14 protein-coding genes and 1 pseudogene are annotated in these 19248 nt (G+C 50.7%); 5 read left to right on the top strand and 10 right to left on the bottom strand.

Annotated features, from left to right (window positions below):
• Window positions 1-12: 12 nt before the first annotated feature.
• Window positions 13-2733, bottom strand: a complete 2721-nt coding sequence (locus ACTTKA_RS06540) for a DNA gyrase/topoisomerase IV subunit A (RefSeq protein ID WP_442724401.1) — start codon at window positions 2731-2733, stop codon at window positions 13-15.
• Window positions 2734-3364: 631 nt separating this feature from the next.
• Window positions 3365-3754: a DUF6249 domain-containing protein gene (locus ACTTKA_RS06535; protein WP_442724400.1), complete on the bottom strand. Its 390-nt coding sequence runs from the start codon at window positions 3752-3754 to the stop codon at window positions 3365-3367.
• 140 nt (window positions 3755-3894) lie between these two features.
• On the opposite strand from ACTTKA_RS06535, the gene ACTTKA_RS06530 reads away from it, so the two are divergent.
• The 4 genes from ACTTKA_RS06530 to ACTTKA_RS06515 all read left to right on the top strand — a co-directional run bounded on the left by ACTTKA_RS06530 (window position 3895) and on the right by ACTTKA_RS06515 (window position 7883).
• On the top strand, window positions 3895-4449 hold the full coding sequence (locus tag ACTTKA_RS06530; protein WP_442713154.1) for an RNA polymerase sigma factor: 555 nt from the start codon (window positions 3895-3897) through the stop codon (window positions 4447-4449).
• Window positions 4450-4824: a hypothetical protein gene (locus ACTTKA_RS06525; RefSeq protein ID WP_442724399.1), complete on the top strand. Its 375-nt coding sequence runs from the start codon at window positions 4450-4452 to the stop codon at window positions 4822-4824.
• Window positions 4825-4971: 147 nt separating this feature from the next.
• The gene (rpsA, locus tag ACTTKA_RS06520; RefSeq protein ID WP_442713124.1) at window positions 4972-6771 is read left to right on the top strand and encodes a 30S ribosomal protein S1; all 1800 of its coding nucleotides are present in this window, start codon (window positions 4972-4974) and stop codon (window positions 6769-6771) included.
• Between the two features lie 254 nt (window positions 6772-7025).
• Window positions 7026-7883 carry an enoyl-ACP reductase FabI gene (locus ACTTKA_RS06515; protein WP_097560322.1) on the top strand — a complete coding sequence of 286 codons (858 nt, stop codon included), beginning with the start codon at window positions 7026-7028 and terminating at the stop codon, window positions 7881-7883.
• Window positions 7884-7987: 104 nt separating this feature from the next.
• Here ACTTKA_RS06515 and hcp read toward each other — a convergent pair whose 3' ends face one another.
• Both hcp and typA read right to left on the bottom strand, forming a co-directional pair.
• A complete protein-coding gene (gene hcp / locus ACTTKA_RS06510) occupies window positions 7988-9634 on the bottom strand; it encodes a hydroxylamine reductase (protein WP_442724398.1) in 1647 nt (548 codons plus the stop codon).
• Between the two features lie 251 nt (window positions 9635-9885).
• Window positions 9886-11694: a translational GTPase TypA gene (typA, locus tag ACTTKA_RS06505; RefSeq protein ID WP_442724397.1), complete on the bottom strand. Its 1809-nt coding sequence runs from the start codon at window positions 11692-11694 to the stop codon at window positions 9886-9888.
• A gap of 149 nt (window positions 11695-11843) precedes the next feature.
• Between typA and rpsO the strand changes: the two genes are divergently transcribed.
• Window positions 11844-12113: a 30S ribosomal protein S15 gene (gene rpsO / locus ACTTKA_RS06500; protein WP_124750896.1), complete on the top strand. Its 270-nt coding sequence runs from the start codon at window positions 11844-11846 to the stop codon at window positions 12111-12113.
• A gap of 215 nt (window positions 12114-12328) precedes the next feature.
• Here the strand turns inward: rpsO and ACTTKA_RS06495 are convergent.
• The 6 genes and pseudogenes from ACTTKA_RS06495 to leuB form a co-directional block, all read right to left on the bottom strand.
• A pseudogene (locus ACTTKA_RS06495) lies at window positions 12329-12662 on the bottom strand (transposase); the annotation flags it as partial.
• A gap of 165 nt (window positions 12663-12827) precedes the next feature.
• Window positions 12828-13874: a ketol-acid reductoisomerase gene (gene ilvC / locus ACTTKA_RS06490; RefSeq protein ID WP_442713128.1), complete on the bottom strand. Its 1047-nt coding sequence runs from the start codon at window positions 13872-13874 to the stop codon at window positions 12828-12830.
• Between the two features lie 19 nt (window positions 13875-13893).
• Entirely contained in the window at window positions 13894-14475 is a 582-nt protein-coding gene (gene ilvN, locus ACTTKA_RS06485; RefSeq protein WP_442724396.1) for an acetolactate synthase small subunit, read from the bottom strand.
• A gap of 41 nt (window positions 14476-14516) precedes the next feature.
• A complete protein-coding gene (gene ilvB / locus ACTTKA_RS06480) occupies window positions 14517-16274 on the bottom strand; it encodes a biosynthetic-type acetolactate synthase large subunit (RefSeq protein WP_442724395.1) in 1758 nt (585 codons plus the stop codon).
• A gap of 25 nt (window positions 16275-16299) precedes the next feature.
• A complete protein-coding gene (gene ilvD, locus ACTTKA_RS06475; RefSeq protein WP_442724394.1) occupies window positions 16300-18123 on the bottom strand; it encodes a dihydroxy-acid dehydratase in 1824 nt (607 codons plus the stop codon).
• A gap of 5 nt (window positions 18124-18128) precedes the next feature.
• Entirely contained in the window at window positions 18129-19193 is a 1065-nt protein-coding gene (gene leuB / locus ACTTKA_RS06470) for a 3-isopropylmalate dehydrogenase (protein WP_442724393.1), read from the bottom strand.
• Between the last annotated feature and the right edge of the window lie 55 nt (window positions 19194-19248).

Genomic DNA, 19248 nt, shown 5'->3' with positions numbered 1-19248 from the left:
TTTTCTATTTTTCTATACATCAAAGAGGTTCATCTGTTCCTCACGTTCTTCCGGTTCTTCATCGTGTACGGTTGCCGGCCTGTTCTCTTCTTCAGGAGCAAAGCGCACCGGTTCCAGTTCATTAACAGTCTCTATCTGATAAGTGCTGATACGCTTCCCTCTCGCCTTAACACTCTTGACGCCGATAAACTGTTCCGCATCGACTATCAACGGTTCACGGAAGCTGTCGTGCCCGCCGAACAGCACTTCGATACGAGGATAGGCTTCGTCGGTGAGCAGGTAGAGGCGATGCTCCGGATTCTCCCCCATCAAGTTTTGTCGCTTTCCACCGGCATCGAGCTGGAAGCGCTTGAGATAAACGTACTTCTGGTCGGCATCATAGAGCACGGCCGTCCATATCTTACGACCGTCGTACCGTTCGATCAGGAGGATATTCTCTTCATAATGATTGCTCAGGTCGAAGTCGGTGGTATAAAACTCGCCACTGCGGAGCACGACCAGAATTTGGTCATCGCTCTGGAATTCTCCCAACTCTTCGCCACGCCCATCGTAATTGAGGCGTAACACATCACGATCGAACCATACCTGACGTCCGCCAAGTGTAGAACTACCTTTCTGTTTCAAGGTAATTTTATGTATCTCGGCTTTCGTCAAAAGATTCCCCATCGAGGCACGGCCCTTGATCAAAATCTCACTGAAATCTTTCTCAAAAACGAGCGTCTTCTGACGCAGCTTGGGTTTAAGAATCACTTTTACCGTCTCGGCCTCTCCATTCGGATTAGCACTGAAATATAGGATACGCGACCCTTCGGCACCTCTCGTTACCGTATATTCTTTATCGCGCGTTACTCCCGTAACGGCAAATCGCTTGATGAAGTTTCGCCCAATCTTTCCGTCACGGTAGATAACATTGTAAATTGTACGACTGTCGTTCCGTTTGAAGACATTAACGTAGATAATCCCCTTGCCAACAAAGATTTTATCGCTCACACGTATAACCTTATACGTGCCATCGCGGTAGAACAGAATGATATCGTCGATGTCGGAACAATTGCAGATAAACTCGTCCTTTTTCAAGCTCGTACCGATAAACCCTTCGTTACGGTCGATATACAGTTTCTCGTTGGCTTCGACCACTTTCGTGGCCTCGATCGTATCGAAACTGCGGATTTCCGTGTGTCGCGGATAAGCAGCACCGTATTTCTCCTTCAGTAACGAAAACCACGCCACCGTATAGCCGACCATATTGGCCAGATGTTTTTCAACCTGTGCGATGTCTTTCTTCAACTGGGCAATCAGTTTTTCGTTTTTGTCGGCATTAAACTTCAGGATGCGTCCCATTTTGATCTCCATCAGTCGAAGGATATCGTCGCGGGTGATGTCACGGATCAGAACGGGTTTGAAAGGCTCCAGCCTTCGGTCGATATGTGCCACGGCCTTATCCATATCCTTTGCGTTTTCAAATTCCGAATCCTTATAGATCCGCTCTTCGATAAAAATCTGCTCCAGCGAAGCGTAAAAGAGCGATTCGAGCAGTTCACTTTTCTGAATCTCCAGTTCACGACGCAACAGACTCATCGTCTGATCGGCTGAGTGACGTAACACATCGCTGACCGACATGAAGCACGGCTTGTTGTCTTCGACGACACAACAGTTGAGATAAATGCTTTTTTCGCAGTCGGTAAAAGCATAAAGCGCATCAATCGTCTTGTCAGACGATACACCCGGTGCCAAATGAATCAGAATCTCGACATCTTTGGCGGTATTGTCATCAACCTTGCGAATTTTAATTTTGCCTTTATCGTTCGCCTTGATGATCGAATCAATCAGTGACCCGGTCGTGTGACCGAATGGAATTTCCGTGATCACAAGCGTTTTGTTGTCGAGCTTACCGATCTTCGCACGCACTTTGACCATGCCTCCGCGACCACCGTCGTTGTATTTCGAGACATCGATCAACCCGCCTGTCTGAAAATCGGGATAGAGTTTAAACTCCTCCCCCCTCAGATGCGCAATCGAGGCATCGATCAGTTCATTAAAGTTATGCGGTAGAATTTTAGACGACAGCCCGACGGCAATACCTTCGGCTCCCTGGGCAAGCAACAGCGGGAATTTGATCGGTAAGCTAACCGGCTCTTTATTTCGACCGTCGTATGAGAGCTTCCAAAGAGTTGTTTTAGGGTTGAACACTGTCTCGAGAGCGAATTTCGAGAGGCGCGCTTCGATGTATCGCGGTGCGGCGGCGCTGTCGCCCGTCAGGATATTTCCCCAGTTCCCTTGGCAGTCAATCAGCAAGTCTTTTTGCCCCAACTGTACCAATGCATCGCCGATAGACGCATCGCCATGCGGGTGAAATTGCATCGTTTGCCCCACAACATTAGCCACTTTGTTATATCGGCCGTCATCGATCCGCTTCATCGCATGCAGGATACGCCGCTGAACAGGTTTCAATCCGTCGTTGATATGCGGTACGGCACGTTCAAGAATCACATACGAGGCATAATCGAGAAACCAACTCTGATACATCCCCGGCAGATGATGGACCGCGTCGCCTCCTCCCGGCACAGTGTAGCCGGAGCGTGAAGGCAATATGCTGTCGTCTTCTGCGATCTCTTCCGCCTCTGATGTTTCAGATATTTCATCGTCAGAATACGCGTTTTCATCTGCCCGGACTTCTTCGTCAGGAAGCATTTCTTTGTCTCGTTCTTGTTCCGTCTGATTTTCTTGTGCCATGTGCTTAGCCTCTTCATTCACGCCCTGCAAATGTACATGAAAAAGTTGAAATCGCAAGAAAGCCCTTCTGCTCGTCGGACTCAAATTTACCACATTTTTATATGTCAAAAGTGGATTTTTTAGTTTTTTTAGACTTATTTTTGCAGTCGGTTAGAAAACAGGAGTTTATAACAGTTCTCTCGTAAAAAATATTCGAAGCAGGATATTTAGGATATGGACGAATAGTAAGCAGATGGAAGAGGGGTAAGCTCCAAAGTCAGCCTTACGTTTCACACGAAACCATTTACAAAATCATCCGAGCCGACGAAGCAGAAGGCAGAAAACTCTACTTGCATACCGGACACAAGGTGAAATATGAAATATAGAAAAAGGAGAAAGCTCCAATCTGCATCTATTAAAAAATCAATGCTGTCCGATAAAAATTATTCTCGCAAGAAAGAGTGTCTCTTTTATCGGACAGACAACGAATCGGATAAAATAGATGAGACCTCTGCAAAACTCCATTCAAACATTAAAATTATGCGTGTAATTCATTGATTGTAAATAATACATGTTTGTTGTAAAAAAGGATTTTGCAGAGGTCTTTTGTTATAATAACTAACCCTTGAGTACCGTACCTGAAACACTTTTTTTAGTTCTTTTGGGGATGGAAAAACTTACGTTCGAGAGGGTAGGAAACCAGCAACCCGATTCCTCCGAAGAGCAGCATGCATGCTGTGAACGACATATCAAACAGTTTTCGATCAGTCCACTGGTTCATATCGTACCCGGCACTGACAAGCATCGTTTGGACCATGACTCCGATCAACAAACCGACTCCGACTCCGATCAACAGGCAACCGACACGTAACGCAGTAAACGAATGTGTGAGTGTTTCTTTATCCGGAAGTTCCAGATCTCCCACTACATTCATCTTCTCGATCATCAACAATCGTTCTTTCCGCCGTGCGTATAATCCGATCAACTTATACGTATAATAAAACACAGTCCATACAACAAAAATAGGCACTAATTCTGACATAATATTAAAATTTTAAATGATAAATAATTCGTTTGCCCTTTTTGACGTGCATCTCGGAAAAAGGTTACACTCTTCCCGATTTTTTTTATTTTTGCAGTCGGTAACTGTAACCTGCCTCTCCGATGTGCGTCAATAGTGATATGGAACGGTTGAGCGACATGGAATATGTTGAAAGGGTTCAGGCAGGCGATGCGGAATGTTTCGCTCCGCTGCTGGAACGTTACAGTCAGCCGGTTTTTTCCTTATTGGTGCGGATTGTAGGCAATCGCGAAGATGCGGAAGAGTTGACACAAGACGTGTTCCTGAAAGCATTTCGCTCGCTTTCTTCCTTCCGACGTAACAGCAGCTTCACGACGTGGCTCTACCGCATTGCCTACAACACGGCTATTTCGGCGACACGTCGGACGAAGCGCGAATGGATGTCGTTCGACGATTCGGGAATGGAGCGTGTGGCGGAAGAGACATCGGACGATGAGGGAGACGAAGCTTTCAATGAGGAACGTCTACAACGACTTGAGCAGGCACTGGATCAACTTCGGCCGGATGATCGGGCGCTGATCCTGCTTTTTTACAAGCAGGAAAAGACGATGGAGGAGATAGCGGAGATAACGGGGTTGACGCTGTCGAACGTGAAAGTGAAGATGCACCGTATCCGCAAGAAGTTAATGGATGACATAAAAAGTAGAAAGGATTGAATGATGGAACAAATGGAAAAAGACCGTTTAAAAGATTTATTTGCCCGGCTGCCGGATAAAAGCCTCTCGGCGGGCTTTCAGTCCCTCCTCATGGAACGTATCCGGCAGGAAGCGCTGCTCCGTGCCGAACACCGCAAAGAACGTCTGAACCTGCTGGGGATTGGTGCCTTGATCATTTCTCTCCTTGGCGCGCTTGCTGGCCTGTTTTTCTTTTTGGGCATTTCGTGGCAATGGCCGCAGTGGCGGATATCACTCCCCGAGATGTCTACGTTCTTGTTTTACGCATACATCGGAGCATTAGCTTTCGTGCTTTGGATGGCCGATGCTGCGTTCCGGAGATATTACGACAAAAAACATCCGCGCGAAAGCACATGAAAAAATTGAAATTCAAAGTTTTTCTGCTTGAAACAGCTTCTTCCTTGAAAAAAAGCATTATCTTTGCCCCACTTTTTCGGATTATTTTAGTGAGTAATAAATAGATTGTCGAACTTTTAATTAAAAAAACGGAGTATTAACTTTAAAATGGAGAATTTAAAAAACATTGTCCCTGACGAGAACTTCAATTGGGAATCGTACGAAAAGGGGGACTTAAACACGGAGGTAAAAAAAGACGAACTGGTCAAAACCTACGATGAGACCTTGAATACCATGAGAGACAAGGAAGTCGTAATCGGAACGGTTACTTCGCTCAACAAGCGTGAAGTAGTCGTTAACATCGGCTTCAAGTCGGACGGTGTCGTACCGATGTCCGAGTTCAGATATAACCCGGATTTGCAGATAGGAGACGAAGTAGAAGTCTATATCGAAAATCAGGAAGACAAAAAGGGACAGTTGATTCTGTCGCATAAGAAAGCGCGTGCCGCTCGTTCGTGGGATCGTGTCAATGAAGCGCTTGAAAAAGACGAAATCATCAAAGGCTACGTTAAATGCCGTACAAAGGGCGGTATGATCGTCGATATCTTCGGTATCGAGGCGTTCTTGCCCGGCTCGCAGATCGATGTGAAGCCGATCCGCGACTACGACGTATTTGTCGGCAAGACGATGGAGTTCAAGATCGTGAAGATCAATCAGGATTTCAAGAACGTAGTCGTATCGCATAAGGCGCTGATCGAGGCCGAACTCGAACAGCAGAAGAAAGAAATCATTTCGAAGCTCGAAAAAGGCCAAGTACTCGAAGGTACAGTCAAAAATATCACTTCTTATGGTGTATTCGTCGACTTGGGTGGCGTAGACGGGCTGATTCATATCACCGACCTTTCGTGGGGACGTGTTTCGCATCCGGAAGAGATTGTTCAACTCGACGAGAAAATCAATGTCGTAATTCTCGACTTTGACGACGAGAAGAGACGTATTGCGCTTGGTCTGAAGCAGCTGACCCCGCATCCGTGGGATGCCCTTGATCCGAACCTCAAGGTAGGTGATAAGGTGAGCGGTAAAGTTGTTGTGATGGCCGATTACGGTGCTTTCGTAGAAGTGGCTACGGGTGTAGAAGGATTGATCCATGTTTCGGAAATGAGCTGGACACAACATCTGCGCAGCGCACAGGACTTTATGAAGGTGGGCGACGAAGTAGAGGCCGTGATCCTTACGCTCGACCGCGAAGAACGCAAAATGTCGCTTGGTATTAAGCAACTGCGCGAAGATCCGTGGGAAAATATCGAACAACGTTATCCGACCGGATCGAAACATACGGCCAAAGTGCGTAACTTTACAAACTTCGGTGTATTCGTTGAGATTGAAGAAGGCGTAGACGGACTGATTCATATCTCCGACTTGTCGTGGACAAAGAAAATCAAGCATCCGAGTGAATTTACCCAGATCGGGGCGGATATCGACGTGCAGGTACTTGAGATCGATAAAGAAAATCGTCGCTTGAGTCTTGGTCACAAACAGTTGGAAGAAAATCCGTGGGATGTCTTCGAAACACTCTTCAATGTTGGCTCCGTACATGAAGGTACGATCATCGAGATGCTCGAAAAAGGCGCAGTCGTATCGCTGCCTTACGGAGTAGAAGGATTTGCTACGCCGAAGCACTTGACGAAAGAAGACGGATCGTCAGCCGTATTGGACGAGAAGCTGCCGTTCAAGGTGATCGAGTTCAATAAGGAAGCGAAACGCATCATTCTTTCGCACAGCCGTACTTTCGAAGACGAACAGAAAGGTTCGAGAGGCGGTGAAAGAAAAGCGTCGAAAAATGTTGATACAGTGAATAATCCGGTGATGGAGAAGACCACGCTGGGTGATATCGAAGAGCTGGCAGCCCTGAAAGAAAAATTGGGTGAGAAGCCGTCAGTTTCTTCGGAAGATCCGAAAGCCGAATAACTTTTTTAATCATAGGTTTTATATTGAGAAGAGGCTGTCTCCATTTTGAGGCAGTCTCTTCTTTTTCTCTGTATTTTTAGCAAAAAAACGATGTCTGAAAACACCCTCTTTTTAATACCAAGGTACATGATTTCGGCGAGAAGCAGTACCGGATCGAAGTATCTGTAGCGGAATGAGGAGGAAAGGAGTGGAAGGCTGTTTGTTGCATTGGCGTTCTTTCACTATCTTTGCCCCGGATTTTAATAGGAAAGAAAATGAGTCATAATTTATTAAAAGGAAAAAGAGGAATTATCTTCGGAGCATTAAACGATATGTCCATTGCCTGGAAGGTAGCCGAGCGCGCCGTCGAAGAAGGGGCAAGGATTACTTTGACTAATACGCCGGTGGCGATTCGTATGGGTGAAGTCAAAGCTTTGTCGGACAAGTTGCAGGCAGAAGCGATTCCAGCTGACGCCACGAGTGTGGAAGATTTGGAAGAGGTCTTTTCACAGTCGGTGAAAATTCTTGGCGGTCCGATCGATTTCGTACTGCATTCCATCGGTATGAGTCCGAACGTACGCAAGAAACGTACGTATGACGATCTCGACTATGATTTGCTGTCGAAGACGCTCGACGTTTCGGCAATCTCATTTCATAAAATGTTGCAGGTAGCCAAAAAGCAGGAGGCCATTGCTGAGTACGGATCAATTGTAGCACTCACTTATGTAGCGGCACAGCGTACATTTTTCGGATATAATGATATGGCCGATGCAAAAAGCTTACTCGAATCAATTGCGCGGAGCTTCGGTTACATCTACGGACGGGAAAAGAACGTGCGGATCAATACGATTTCGCAATCGCCTACGTTGACGACGGCCGGAAGCGGTATCAAAGGCATGGATCACTTGATGGACTTTGCCAATAAGATGAGTCCGCTCGGTAATGCGACGGCTGACGACTGTGCAAACTACTGTATCACGCTGTTCTCCGATCTGACGCGCAAAGTGACAATGCAGAATCTCTATCACGATGGTGGATTCTCGAGCATGGGCATGAGCCTCCGTGCCATGAACCAGTATAGCAAAGGGCTCGAAGAGTATACCGACGAGAGCGGGAAAATCGTTTACGGATAACACGTGCGGTTTACCCGGATTTGTGTCCGGAAAAAGAATAAAAGAAGCCGTCTCGACCGGAAGGAAGGGACGGCTTTCTTGCTATTGTATTCTCTGCTTTCTTCTTAGATGCAGAGTTTCAGATCTTCCTCGATGGTGGTGATACCGGCAAGGCCAAACGTATTGACGAGCACTTGCGTCACACCGGGCGAGAGGAAAGCCGGCAGTGTGGGGCCGATATGGATATTTTTCACCCCGAGACTGAGTAAGGCGAGCAATACGATGACGGCTTTCTGCTCGTACCATGCAATATTGAATACGATCGGAAGCTCATTGATGTCGTTTAGCTCGAACACTTCTTTCAGTTTCAGTGCCACGACCGCCCATGTATAACTATCGTTACACTGTCCGGCGTCGAGTACGCGGGGGATGCCGTTGATATCACCCAGATTCAATTTGTTATACCGATATTTCGCACATCCGGAGGTGAGGATAACCGTATCTTTGGGCAGGCCTTTTGCATAATCCGTATAATATGTACGGTTGGGGAAACGGCCATCACATCCGCTCATAACCACAAATTTGCGTAATGCGCCCGACTTGATGGCTTCGACAATCCGGTCGGCCAGTTGCAACACCTGACGGTGCGCGAAGCCGCCGATAATCGTTCCGCTCTCGATCTGAACAGGCGGCTCACATTGCTTCGCGATCTCGATGATTTCACTGAAATCTTTTTCTCCGTCGGGTCCTGTAGGGATGTGTTTACAGCCCGGGTAACCCGATGAGTTTGTTGTAAACATACGGCTTATGTACGTATTTTTAGGCAGAGGCGGCACAATGCAGTTGGTGGTGAAAAGAATCGGCCCCTTGAAGGTCTCGAACTCCTCGCGTTGTTTCCACCATGCGTTGCCGTAATTGCCTACGAAGTGTTTGTACTTCTTGAATGCCGGATAATAGTGCGCGGGTAACATTTCGCTGTGCGTGTAGACGTCGACGCCTGTACCTTCGGTCTGTTTGAGCAACGCTTCCATATCGTGCAGGTCGTGTCCGCTGATCAGGATGCCGGGACGGGTACCCACACCGATGTTCACTTCCGTCATTTCCGGATTGCCATACGTTGAGGTATTGGCCTGATCGAGCAAGGCCATCGTCTTGACACCCACCGACCCTGTCTCAAGCACGAGTGCCGTAAGTTGTTCGGCGTTGAGCTCACCGATGGTTATATCGCTCAGCGCGCGTTCCATAAATGCATAAATCTCGTCGTCTTCATAGCCTAGACGCATAGCATGCTCAGCATAGGCGGCCATCCCTTTGAGGCCGTAAATCACGAGTTCTTTGAGCGAACGCACGTCGGCATTCGTCTCGCGCAAGATTCCTTCGGAAAATCCTTTCTCTTCATATTCGTCGGCTACGGGCGTCCATACCACTTCTTCGGCATTGTACGGAGGCAGTCCGGCCTCGGCAGCCTGTTGTTTCAGTTTGTCGCGCAGTGCGAAAGCGCGGTCTACCCGAACACGGATGCTCGCCTTGTCGAAATTCGCATTCGTAATCGTCGAAAACAGCGCGTCGGCTATCAGATGATCAACTTCACGCCCTGTTTCCTTCCCTGCCTTGCGCAGGCCGGTAGTCAACACTGCGATGCCGCGAACGGCAAACAGCAACATATCCATCATGGCAGAGAGATCGCTCTTCTTACCACAAACACCCTGAACCGTGCAACCGGTTCCCTTAGCTGTTTCCTGACATTGGAAACAAAACATCTTAGCATCCATATCCTTCAATTTTTTTACATGTAACATCAATAAATTTCGTGGTGCAAATATCCGGATATGTCTGTTCTTCAAATGTCACCTATGTGACAATGGTGGTCTTTTTTATTGTTTTTTTTAAAATCCTCGTGTATCCTGCGGAGGCGTTCGTCGAGAACCGGGAGTATTCGTGAACTTCACGAAACTTTTCGCAGCCGACCGAACATCTCCGCAAGCCTCGCACGAGATTCGTTTTCCGCCCGGGCATGTTTGGTTTATTCTGTCGTCGCTTTTTGCTGCCGCTTGCGTTCGTTTTCGTCGAGGAGGATTTTGCGCATGCGCATAAAGTGAGGGGTCACCTCGACGTATTCGTCGGCCTTGATGTATTCGAGCGCATCTTCGAGGCTGAAGACGGTCGGAGGCGCCAACGCCACCTTCTCGTCCGAGCCGGAGGCGCGCATATTCGTCAGTTTCTTCGATTTGGTAACATTCACAACCAAATCACCTTCTTTCGTATGTTCGCCGACTACTTGTCCGGCGTACACCTCTTCGCCCGGTGCGATGAAAAATCGTCCGCGCGATTGCAGGTTGTTGAGTGCGTATGCAAACGCATTGCCGGTTTCCATCGCAATGATGGAACCGTTTTGGCGACGCTCGATAGGCCCTTTCCACGGTTGAAATTCGAGGAAACGATGTGCCATGATGGCCTCGCCTGCCGAGAGCGTAAGCACGAGGTTGTTCAGCCCGATGATGCCGCGCGAAGGAATGGTAAAGACGAGAAAAACACGATCGTTCTTACTCTCCATCGACATCATTTCTCCTTTGCGCTTTGTCACCACGTCGATGATTTTGCTGGCGCATTCTTCGGGCAGGTTCACTGTCAGTTGCTCTACCGGTTCATATTTAATACCATCGATCTCCTTGATGATCACTTGCGGCTGTCCCACCTGCAGCTCATAGCCTTCGCGGCGCATCGTCTCAATAAGCACCGACAGATGCAGTACCCCGCGCCCGAAGACGTTCCATGAGTCGGCCGCATCCGTCGGTTCTACGCGCAGCGCGAGGTTTTTGTCCAATTCCTTCGTGAGGCGTTCGAAAATGTGGCGCGACGTAACAAACTTCCCGTCTTTGCCGAAGAACGGCGAGTTGTTGATCGTGAAGAGCATCGACATCGTGGGCTCGTCGATAGCGATCGTTGGCAGTGCTTCCGGCTCGTTGGCGTCGGCAATCGTCTCGCCGATCTCGAAGCCTTCCACCCCGATTACGGCGCAGATATCACCCGATGGCACGGCTTCTACCTTTTTGCGCCCTAATCCTTCAAACACATCGATCTCCTTGATCTTTGAGCGCACGAACGAGCCGTCGCGCTTGCAGAGCACGATATCCTGTCCTTCCCGAAGTTCGCCGCGATGGACACGCCCTACGGCGATTCGTCCCACGTATTTGGAGTAATCGAGCGAAGTGATCAGCATCTGCGAGGTCCCTTCGAGTGTTTCCGGCTCGGGGATATGTTGAATGATGGCGTCGAGCAGCGGATAAATATTTTCTGTCGGCTGCTGCCAGTCGTCCGACATCCACCCCTGCTTGGCCGAACCGAAGAGGGTCGGGAAGTCGAGCTGTTCCTCTGTGGCGTCGAGGCTGAACATCAGATCGAAGACCATCTCCTGCACCTCCGACGGACGACAGTTGGGTTTATCGACCTTGTTGATGACGACGATTGGTTTCAGCCCGATCTGGATAGCCTTCTGCAGCACGAAACGTGTCTGGGGCATCGGCCCTTCGAACGCATCGACAAGCAGGAGGCAGCCGTCGGCCATATTGAGCACGCGCTCCACCTCGCCGCCGAAGTCGGCATGACCGGGCGTATCGATGATATTGATCTTATAGTCCTTATAGTTAATGGAAACGTTTTTGGCGAGAATCGTAATCCCCCGTTCGCGTTCCAGATCGTTACTGTCTAAGAACTGATCCGGCTCAGCCTGTCCTTCGCGGAAAAGCTTTCCGGCCAGCAGCATTTTGTCCACCAGCGTCGTCTTGCCATGATCCACATGGGCGATGATGGCAATATTTCTAATTTTTTGCATAGATAACCTGTTACTTTCAGGGGGCAAAAGTAAGCATAAAAATCCAACGACGCGAAAAAAAAGAGGTCGGAAACGTTTGTCTGTCCGAATAAAAGCCCTATCTTTGCAGCCGCTTAAATAAAATGGTATTAATTTATTCAAAGTAGAACATGTATTTAGATTCAGCAAAAAAAGAAGAGATTTTCGGAAAATACGGAAAATCGAAAGCCGACACCGGATCGGCAGAAAGTCAGATCGCGTTGTTCACGTACCGCATCAGTCATCTGACGGAGCACATGAAGAAGAACAAGAAAGACTTCAACACTTCGCGCGCATTGAAGATGCTCGTAGGTAAGCGTCGTCGTCTGCTTGACTACCTGATGAAGGTCGATATCGAACGTTATCGTGCCATCATCAAAGAACTCGGCATCCGTAAGTAATCCGGACATCCGAACACAACTCATAAAAAAGCAACTGCCCGCAAGAGGGAGGTTGCTTTTTTGTTATGATTTGCATCTGGCTCGATGAACCTTTAACAATTTCCCAACCAAGGGCTGAAAGCCTGACGTAATGGTTGTTTGGATATTGGATTTTTTGTTGATGTAGGAGCGAATCGGTGTATTTGCTTAATGATTATCCGTAATTCTTCCTATTATCACGTGAGTTCGACCTGAGCTGGCATCCATCTTGAGTTATCCATAAGCTCTTGATAGAAGTTTATGGAGGGTTTCTTCTCAAAAGAAAGAGTAAGCTATCAAAGCCGATAACCTATTTGTAATGAAGTTGTCAAAACTTTGATGACGTGTGTGTTCTATTTGACAGATATTTTTCAGTTCGTTATTAACAGATTCAATAAGAGTGCGTTTTCGAAGCATGATTTTATCGTGCATAAGCATCAGAGCGTTCTTCATGTTCTTTTTTATCTTGGTTGCCAGATGTACGCCGTCCATAAAAAGTTGTTCGAACAGGTCTTTGGGGATGTAGCCTTTCAATGCTGTCCGATCAAAAAGACCCTATTTCTTTCGAGAGTAACTTTTATCGGACGGCAATGTAAGACTTCAAATTCCGAGATTTTCCCAAGCTAAATTGTCCAATTCAGCAAAAAACTGGATTGGACAATTTTATCAGAGGATTTTGCAGAGGTTTCATAACAGTCAATTATTCTCCGGACGCAGGGTGCGTACTACGGCACCGGTTTGCCACATCTCGCTTTCGCGGAGGGCTTTCAGCTCGGCTTCGAGTTTCTCGCGATAATCGGGTTGTGAGTTGCTGTCGATGGAGCGTTGCGCTTCATTTCCGCTTGCTACTTCCTTATAAAGTTTTTCAAAGACAGGCTTGGTGGCGTCGTGGAAAGGCGTCATCCAGTCGAGCGCGCCGCGCTGGGCTGTGGTGGAGCAGTTGGCGTACATCCAGTCCATTCCTTTTTCGGCAAAAAGGGGCATGAGCGACTGGGTCAGTTCTTCGACCGTCTCGTTAAAGGCTTCCGAAGGGGTGTGACCGTTTTCGCGCAGCACCTCGTATTGTGCCAGCAACAGTCCCTGAATGGCGCCCATCAGCGTGCCGCGTTCGCCGGTGAGGTCGGAGTAGACTTCGCGCTTGAAGTCGGTCTCGAAGAGATAGCCCGATCCTACGCCGATGCCGAGGGCGATGACCCGCTCATACGCCTTGCCGGTAGCATCTTGGAAGATCGCGTAGGAGGAGTTGAGGCCGCGTCCTTCGAGGAACATGCGCCGGAGCGATGTGCCCGATCCTTTGGGAGCCACGAGGATGACGTCGATATCGGCCGGCGGGATAATGCCCGTCCGTTCCTTGTAGGTGATGCCGAAGCCGTGTGAGAAGTAGAGCGCCTTGCCGGCCGTCAGATGGGGCTTGATGCGGGGCCATACTTCGATCTGGGCTGCGTCGGAGAGCAGGTACTGAACGATGGTAGCGCGGGCACAAGCCTCTTCGATCTCGAAAAGCGTTTCGCCGGGCACCCATCCGTCGGCTACCGCTTTATCCCACGTTTTTCCGCCTTTGCGTTGTCCTACAATCACGTTGAAGCCGTTGTCGCGCAGGTTGAGCGACTGTCCCGGCCCTTGCACGCCGTAACCGATCACGGCGATGGTTTCGTTCTTTAATACATCCTGAGCCTTGCTCAGCGGAAATTCGTTGCGGGTGACTACGTTTTCTTCTACCCCGCCAAAATTCATTTTTGCCATTGTTGTACGTTTATTTAAGTTATTTTTTATGTGTATAGTTTCTTTCTTCTTGATCTCTTTCCCGCTCTTTTTCACGTTTGAGCAGCATATCGCTCAGCCGTTCGACGGGCGATTTGGTGATCGCGATCCGTCCGGAACGAATAAATTGCAACACGCCGACCGTTCTGGCCAGCTCGTCGAAGAGCGCCTGCGTTTCGGCATAATGTCCCGCTTTGAGAAATACCACGCAGTCTTTCGATATCTCCAGCACGCGGATGTTGTATTTGCGGATGAGATATTCGACCGAACCGTGCTCCATAACTTTCTCCGTAGCCAGTTTGTACAGTGCCAGCTCCTGATACACCAGTTCGCTGTCGGTGTTGTAGTACGACTTCAGGATATCCACCCGTTTGTCGATCTGGCGCACCAGCTTTTTCATCGCTTCGTCGCACGAGGCGTAGGCCGTGATGGTAAACTTATGAATCCCGTCGATGGCTGAGGGCGAGACCGACAGCGTTTCGATATTGATCTGTCGCCGTGTAAAGATGGAGGTAATCTGGTTGAGCACTCCCACCGTATTTTCGGAGAAGATGGTGATGGTGTATAATATTTTTTCTTCCATACTGTTCTGTGTTTGCAGTCTGTGATGTAAACCGATTGCGTTTATATTTTATGTCCGTTTCCGATCAGAATATCCGTTACGCATCCGCCGGCCGGTACCATGGGATAGACCATTCCTTTCGTTTCCACAACAACTTCGAGCAGATAGGCCCCTTTGTGGGTGAGCATTTCGGCGATGGCGCCGTCCAACTCTTTACGCTCCGTAACCTTCCGCCCTCTGATGCCGTAGGCATCGGCTATCTTGATGAAATCGGGGTTCTTGAGATGCGTCTCGGAGTAACGTTCGTCGAAAAAGAGCTCCTGCCATTGGCGTACCATGCCCAGAAACTGGTTGTTGAGCAGAATGATCTTTACGTCGATGTTGTATTCCATAATGGCGCCCAACTCTTCGATGGTCATCTGGAATCCGCCATCACCCACGAAGATACACACCGTCCGGTCCGGTGCGCCGTACTTGGCGCCTATGCCCGCCGGCAGTCCGAAGCCCATCGTGCCCAGTCCGCCCGAGGTAACCATGCTCCGCGAGCGCGTATATTTGAAATAGCGGGTCGCCATCATCTGGTGTTGCCCTACGTCGGTTACACAAATGGCGCTGTTGTGGGTGGCTTCCGTTATCTTATTCACCACTTCACCCATTTTAATGGCGCCTCCGTTTTGGGGGAACAGTTCTTCCCGAATCACGCAGGCGTATTCCTTTTCGGCATACGGCTTGAAACTCGACAACCACGCCTCGTGCGTTTGTTTTTCGAGCAGCTGCGTTACTATAGGAAGGGTCTGTCGGGCGTCGCCCAATACCTTGACAGTCGTTTTGACGTTCTTGTCCATCTCGGCCGGGTCGATGTCGAAATGAACCACCTGCGCCTGCTTGGCGTACGTTTTCAGATCACCCGTAACGCGGTCGTCGAAGCGCATACCGATAGCGATAAGCACATCGCACTCGTTCGTTTTCATATTGGGAGCGATGTTTCCGTGCATCCCCAGCATGCCGCAGTTGAGCGGATGGCCGGAAGGCATGGCCGACAGTCCGAGGATGGTCGACGCAAACGGAATCCCCCCCTTTTCGAGAAACGCACACAACTCCTCTTCGGCATGACCGAGGAGCACACCCTGCCCCACCAGCGCGAAAGGTTTTTTTGCCGCATTAATCAGTGCGGCTGCTTTCCGTATCTTCTCTTCCTCCGGACGAGGTACGGGCTGGTAGCTGCGGAGGAAGTCGGTCTTTCGGTACGAAAAAGGGCACCGGTCGATCTGTGCGTCCTTGGCGATATCGAGCACCACAGGCCCCGGCCGGCCGCTCGACGCAATGTAAAACGCCCGCGATACCGCCCACGGAATATCTTCTGCCCTCCGTATCTGGTAGTTCCATTTCGTGATCGGGAGGGTAACGCCAATCACGTCGGCCTCCTGAAAAGCATCGGTACCCAGCAGCCCCGACGCCACCTGTCCGGAAATGACGACCAGCGGGGTGCTGTCCATCATGGCATCGGTAATGCCCGTGATGGCGTTCGTAGCGCCCGGCCCCGATGTAACGAGCGCCACGCCCGTTTTCTGCGATACGCGCGCATAGCCTTGTGCCGCATGTACGGCGCCCTGCTCGTGGCGTACCAGGATATGTTTGATTTCTTTTTTATGGTCGTACAAGGCGTCGAAAACGGGCATGATGGCTCCGCCCGGGTATCCGAACATCACCTCGACGCCTTCGGCAATCAGGGAGCGAATCAATGCTTCGCTGCCCGAAAGAATCTCCGTCTCTGCCGAGGGGGATGGAATGATTGATTTCGAATGATTTGCTTTGCTCATATTCTTCTGTTTTCAGATGATTACACTATGCTTTGTCATGTTTGATGATTCTCACTGCGCCCAAATCGGCCGAGCTTACGAAATGCGCATACATCTGCAACGCTTTGGAGACGGTTCTGTCGCGCTTCGGCCGAAAATCTTCCTGTGCCCGCCGTCTTTCCAGCTCGGCTTCCGACAGGCGCACGTCGATGCTGCGACGGGGGATGTCTATGTCGATGATGTCGCCGTTGCGTACGAGTCCGATCGCGCCTCCGGCCGCCGCTTCGGGCGATATATGTCCGATGGACAAGCCCGAGGTGCCGCCCGAGAAACGTCCGTCGGTAATCAGGGCGCACGCTTTGCCGAGGTGCCGGGCTTTGATGTAGGAGGTCGGATAAAGCATCTCCTGCATGCCCGGTCCGCCCTTCGGGCCTTCGTACACGATCACGACCACATCGCCCGCCTGCACCTTACCGTTCAGGATGCCCTCGCAGGCCTCTTCCTGCGAATGAAAGACCCGCGCCGTTCCGCTGAAGCTCCAGATGCTCTCGTCCACGCCGGCGGTTTTCACCACGCAGCCGTTGCGGGCAATATTGCCTTTGAGGATCGCCAGTCCGCCGTCTTTGGTGTAGGCGTGGGCCATGTCGCGGATACAGCCGTTGCTGCGGTCGGTATCGAGCGAGGCGAACCGTGCGTGTTGAGACCCCATAATCAGGTTCCGGCGGTTTCCGGGGGCGGAGGAATAGACTTCGTGTGCCTCTTCCGACGGATGCTCCGTCCGAATGTCGTATTGCCGGATGGCTTCGGCCAAGGTCGTTCCGTCGGCGCGATGCACGGACGTATCGACCAGTCCGCCTTTTGCCAATTCGTTCATGATGCCGAGGATGCCGCCCGCGCGGTTTACATCCTGAATATGGTATTTCTTCGTGTTGGGAGCCACTTTGCAGAGGCAGGGCACGCGGCGCGACAGCGCGTCGATGTCGTCCATCGAGAAATCGACTTGTGCTTCCTGCGCGATGGCCAGCAGGTGCAGGATCGTATTCGTCGAGCCGCCCATGGCGATATCGATCGTCATGGCGTTGAGGAACGCCTGCCGCGTGGCGATGCTGCGGGGCAGCACGCTCTCGTCGCCGTCGAAATAGTAGCGGTTGGCATTTTCTACGATCTGCCGGGCAGCCTTCACAAACAGTGCTTTGCGGGTGGCGTGGGTGGCGACGACCGTTCCGTTGCCGGGCAACGCCAGCCCGATGGCTTCGTTCAGGCAGTTCATGGAGTTGGCGGTGAACATGCCCGAGCAGGAGCCGCACGTAGGGCAAGCCAGCCGTTCGAGCTCTGCCACCCGTTCGTCGGACACCGACACGTCGGCCGATTCGATCATCGCGTCCACCAGATCCACCTGTTCGTCGCCGATTTTTCCGGCCTCCATCGGTCCGCCCGATACGAAGATGGTCGGGATATTCAGCCGCATCGCAGCCATAAGCATGCCGGGAGTGATTTTGTCGCAGTTGCTGATGCAAACCATCGCGTCGGCTTTGTGGGCATTCACCATATACTCTACGGAATCGGCAATCAGGTCGCGCGAAGGAAGGGAATAGAGCATCCCGTCGTGCCCCATGGCGATGCCGTCGTCGATGGCAATCGTATTGAACTCGGCCGCAAAACAGCCCAGTTTCTCGATCTCGGCTTTTACCCACTGCCCGACTTCGTGCAGATGCACGTGTCCGGGCACGAACTGCGTAAACGAGTTGACTACCGCGATGATGGGCTTGCCCATCTGTTCGCACGTCATGCCGTTGGCGTGCCACAAGGCGCGCGCGCCGGCCATGCGGCGTCCCTGCGTAGAGGTGGCGCTGTTCAGTTTTTTATTCATGCCTCTTATGCGATGTATCGGGTTATCCATTCGCCTACCTCGCTTGTGGTGTAGGCTTTTCCGCCGTCGGCAATGTCTTCGGTTACGATGCCCGCATCGATGGACGCGTTTACCGCGCGACGGATCAGCGCGCCCTCCTCCATCCGGTCGAAACCGTATTCGAACATGAGCGCGGCCGAGAGGATCATGGCCAGCGGATTGGCGATGTTTTTGCCTGCCGCCTGCGGATACGATCCGTGAATCGGTTCGAAGAGCGACGTGTGCAGTCCGATCGAAGCCGAGGGCAACAGCCCGAGCGATCCGGTGATGACCGAAGCTTCATCGGTGAGGATGTCGCCGAAAAGGTTTTCGGTAACGAGCACGTCGAAACTCTTCGGCCACTGGATGATGCGCATGGCGGCATTGTCCACGAAGAGGTAATCGGTTTCGATGTCGGGGTACTGCGGGGCGATCTCCTGCGCGATTTGTCGCCACAGGCGCGAAGTAGCGATCACGTTCGCCTTATCAACCACGGTTACTTTTTTGCGTCGCTGCGCGGCAAACTTGTAGGCCAGATGCAAGATGCGTTCTACCTCTTCGCGAGTGTAAACGCAGGTGTCGTAGGCCGTATTGCCGTCTTCGCTCCGTCCCTGCGGACGACCGAAGTACATGCCGCCGGTCAGCTCGCGGATGCATACGAAATCGGCTCCGGAGACGAGGTCGGCACGGAGCGGCGATTTGTGCACCAGCGAAGGAAAAGTCATCACGGGACGGATGTTTCCGTACAGCCCCAATTGCTTGCGCATGCGAAGCAAACCCTGCTCGGGGCGCACTTTGGCATTGGGATCGTTGTCGAATTTGGGATGGCCGATCGCGCCGAAAAGCACCGCGTCGGACTCCATGCACAATGCGTGCGTTTCCGGCGGATAGGGATCGCCTACGGCATCGATGGCGCACGCGCCCACCATGGCCTCTTCGTACGATAATTCATGTCCGAACCGGTCGCAAACGGCTTGCGTTACGTTCAACGCCTGCGTCATGATTTCGGGGCCTATGCCGTCGCCGGCCAATACTGCTATATTGATTTTCATTGTTGTATAGAATTGCTGATATCTGTTTTTTTTACTTTATTTTTCTGATTTCTTC

Origin of the sequence: Tannerella sp. (assembly GCF_052170195.1) — a bacterium.
Lineage (GTDB): Bacteria > Bacteroidota > Bacteroidia > Bacteroidales > Tannerellaceae > Tannerella.
This window is presented reverse-complemented; position numbering and strand designations above follow the sequence as displayed.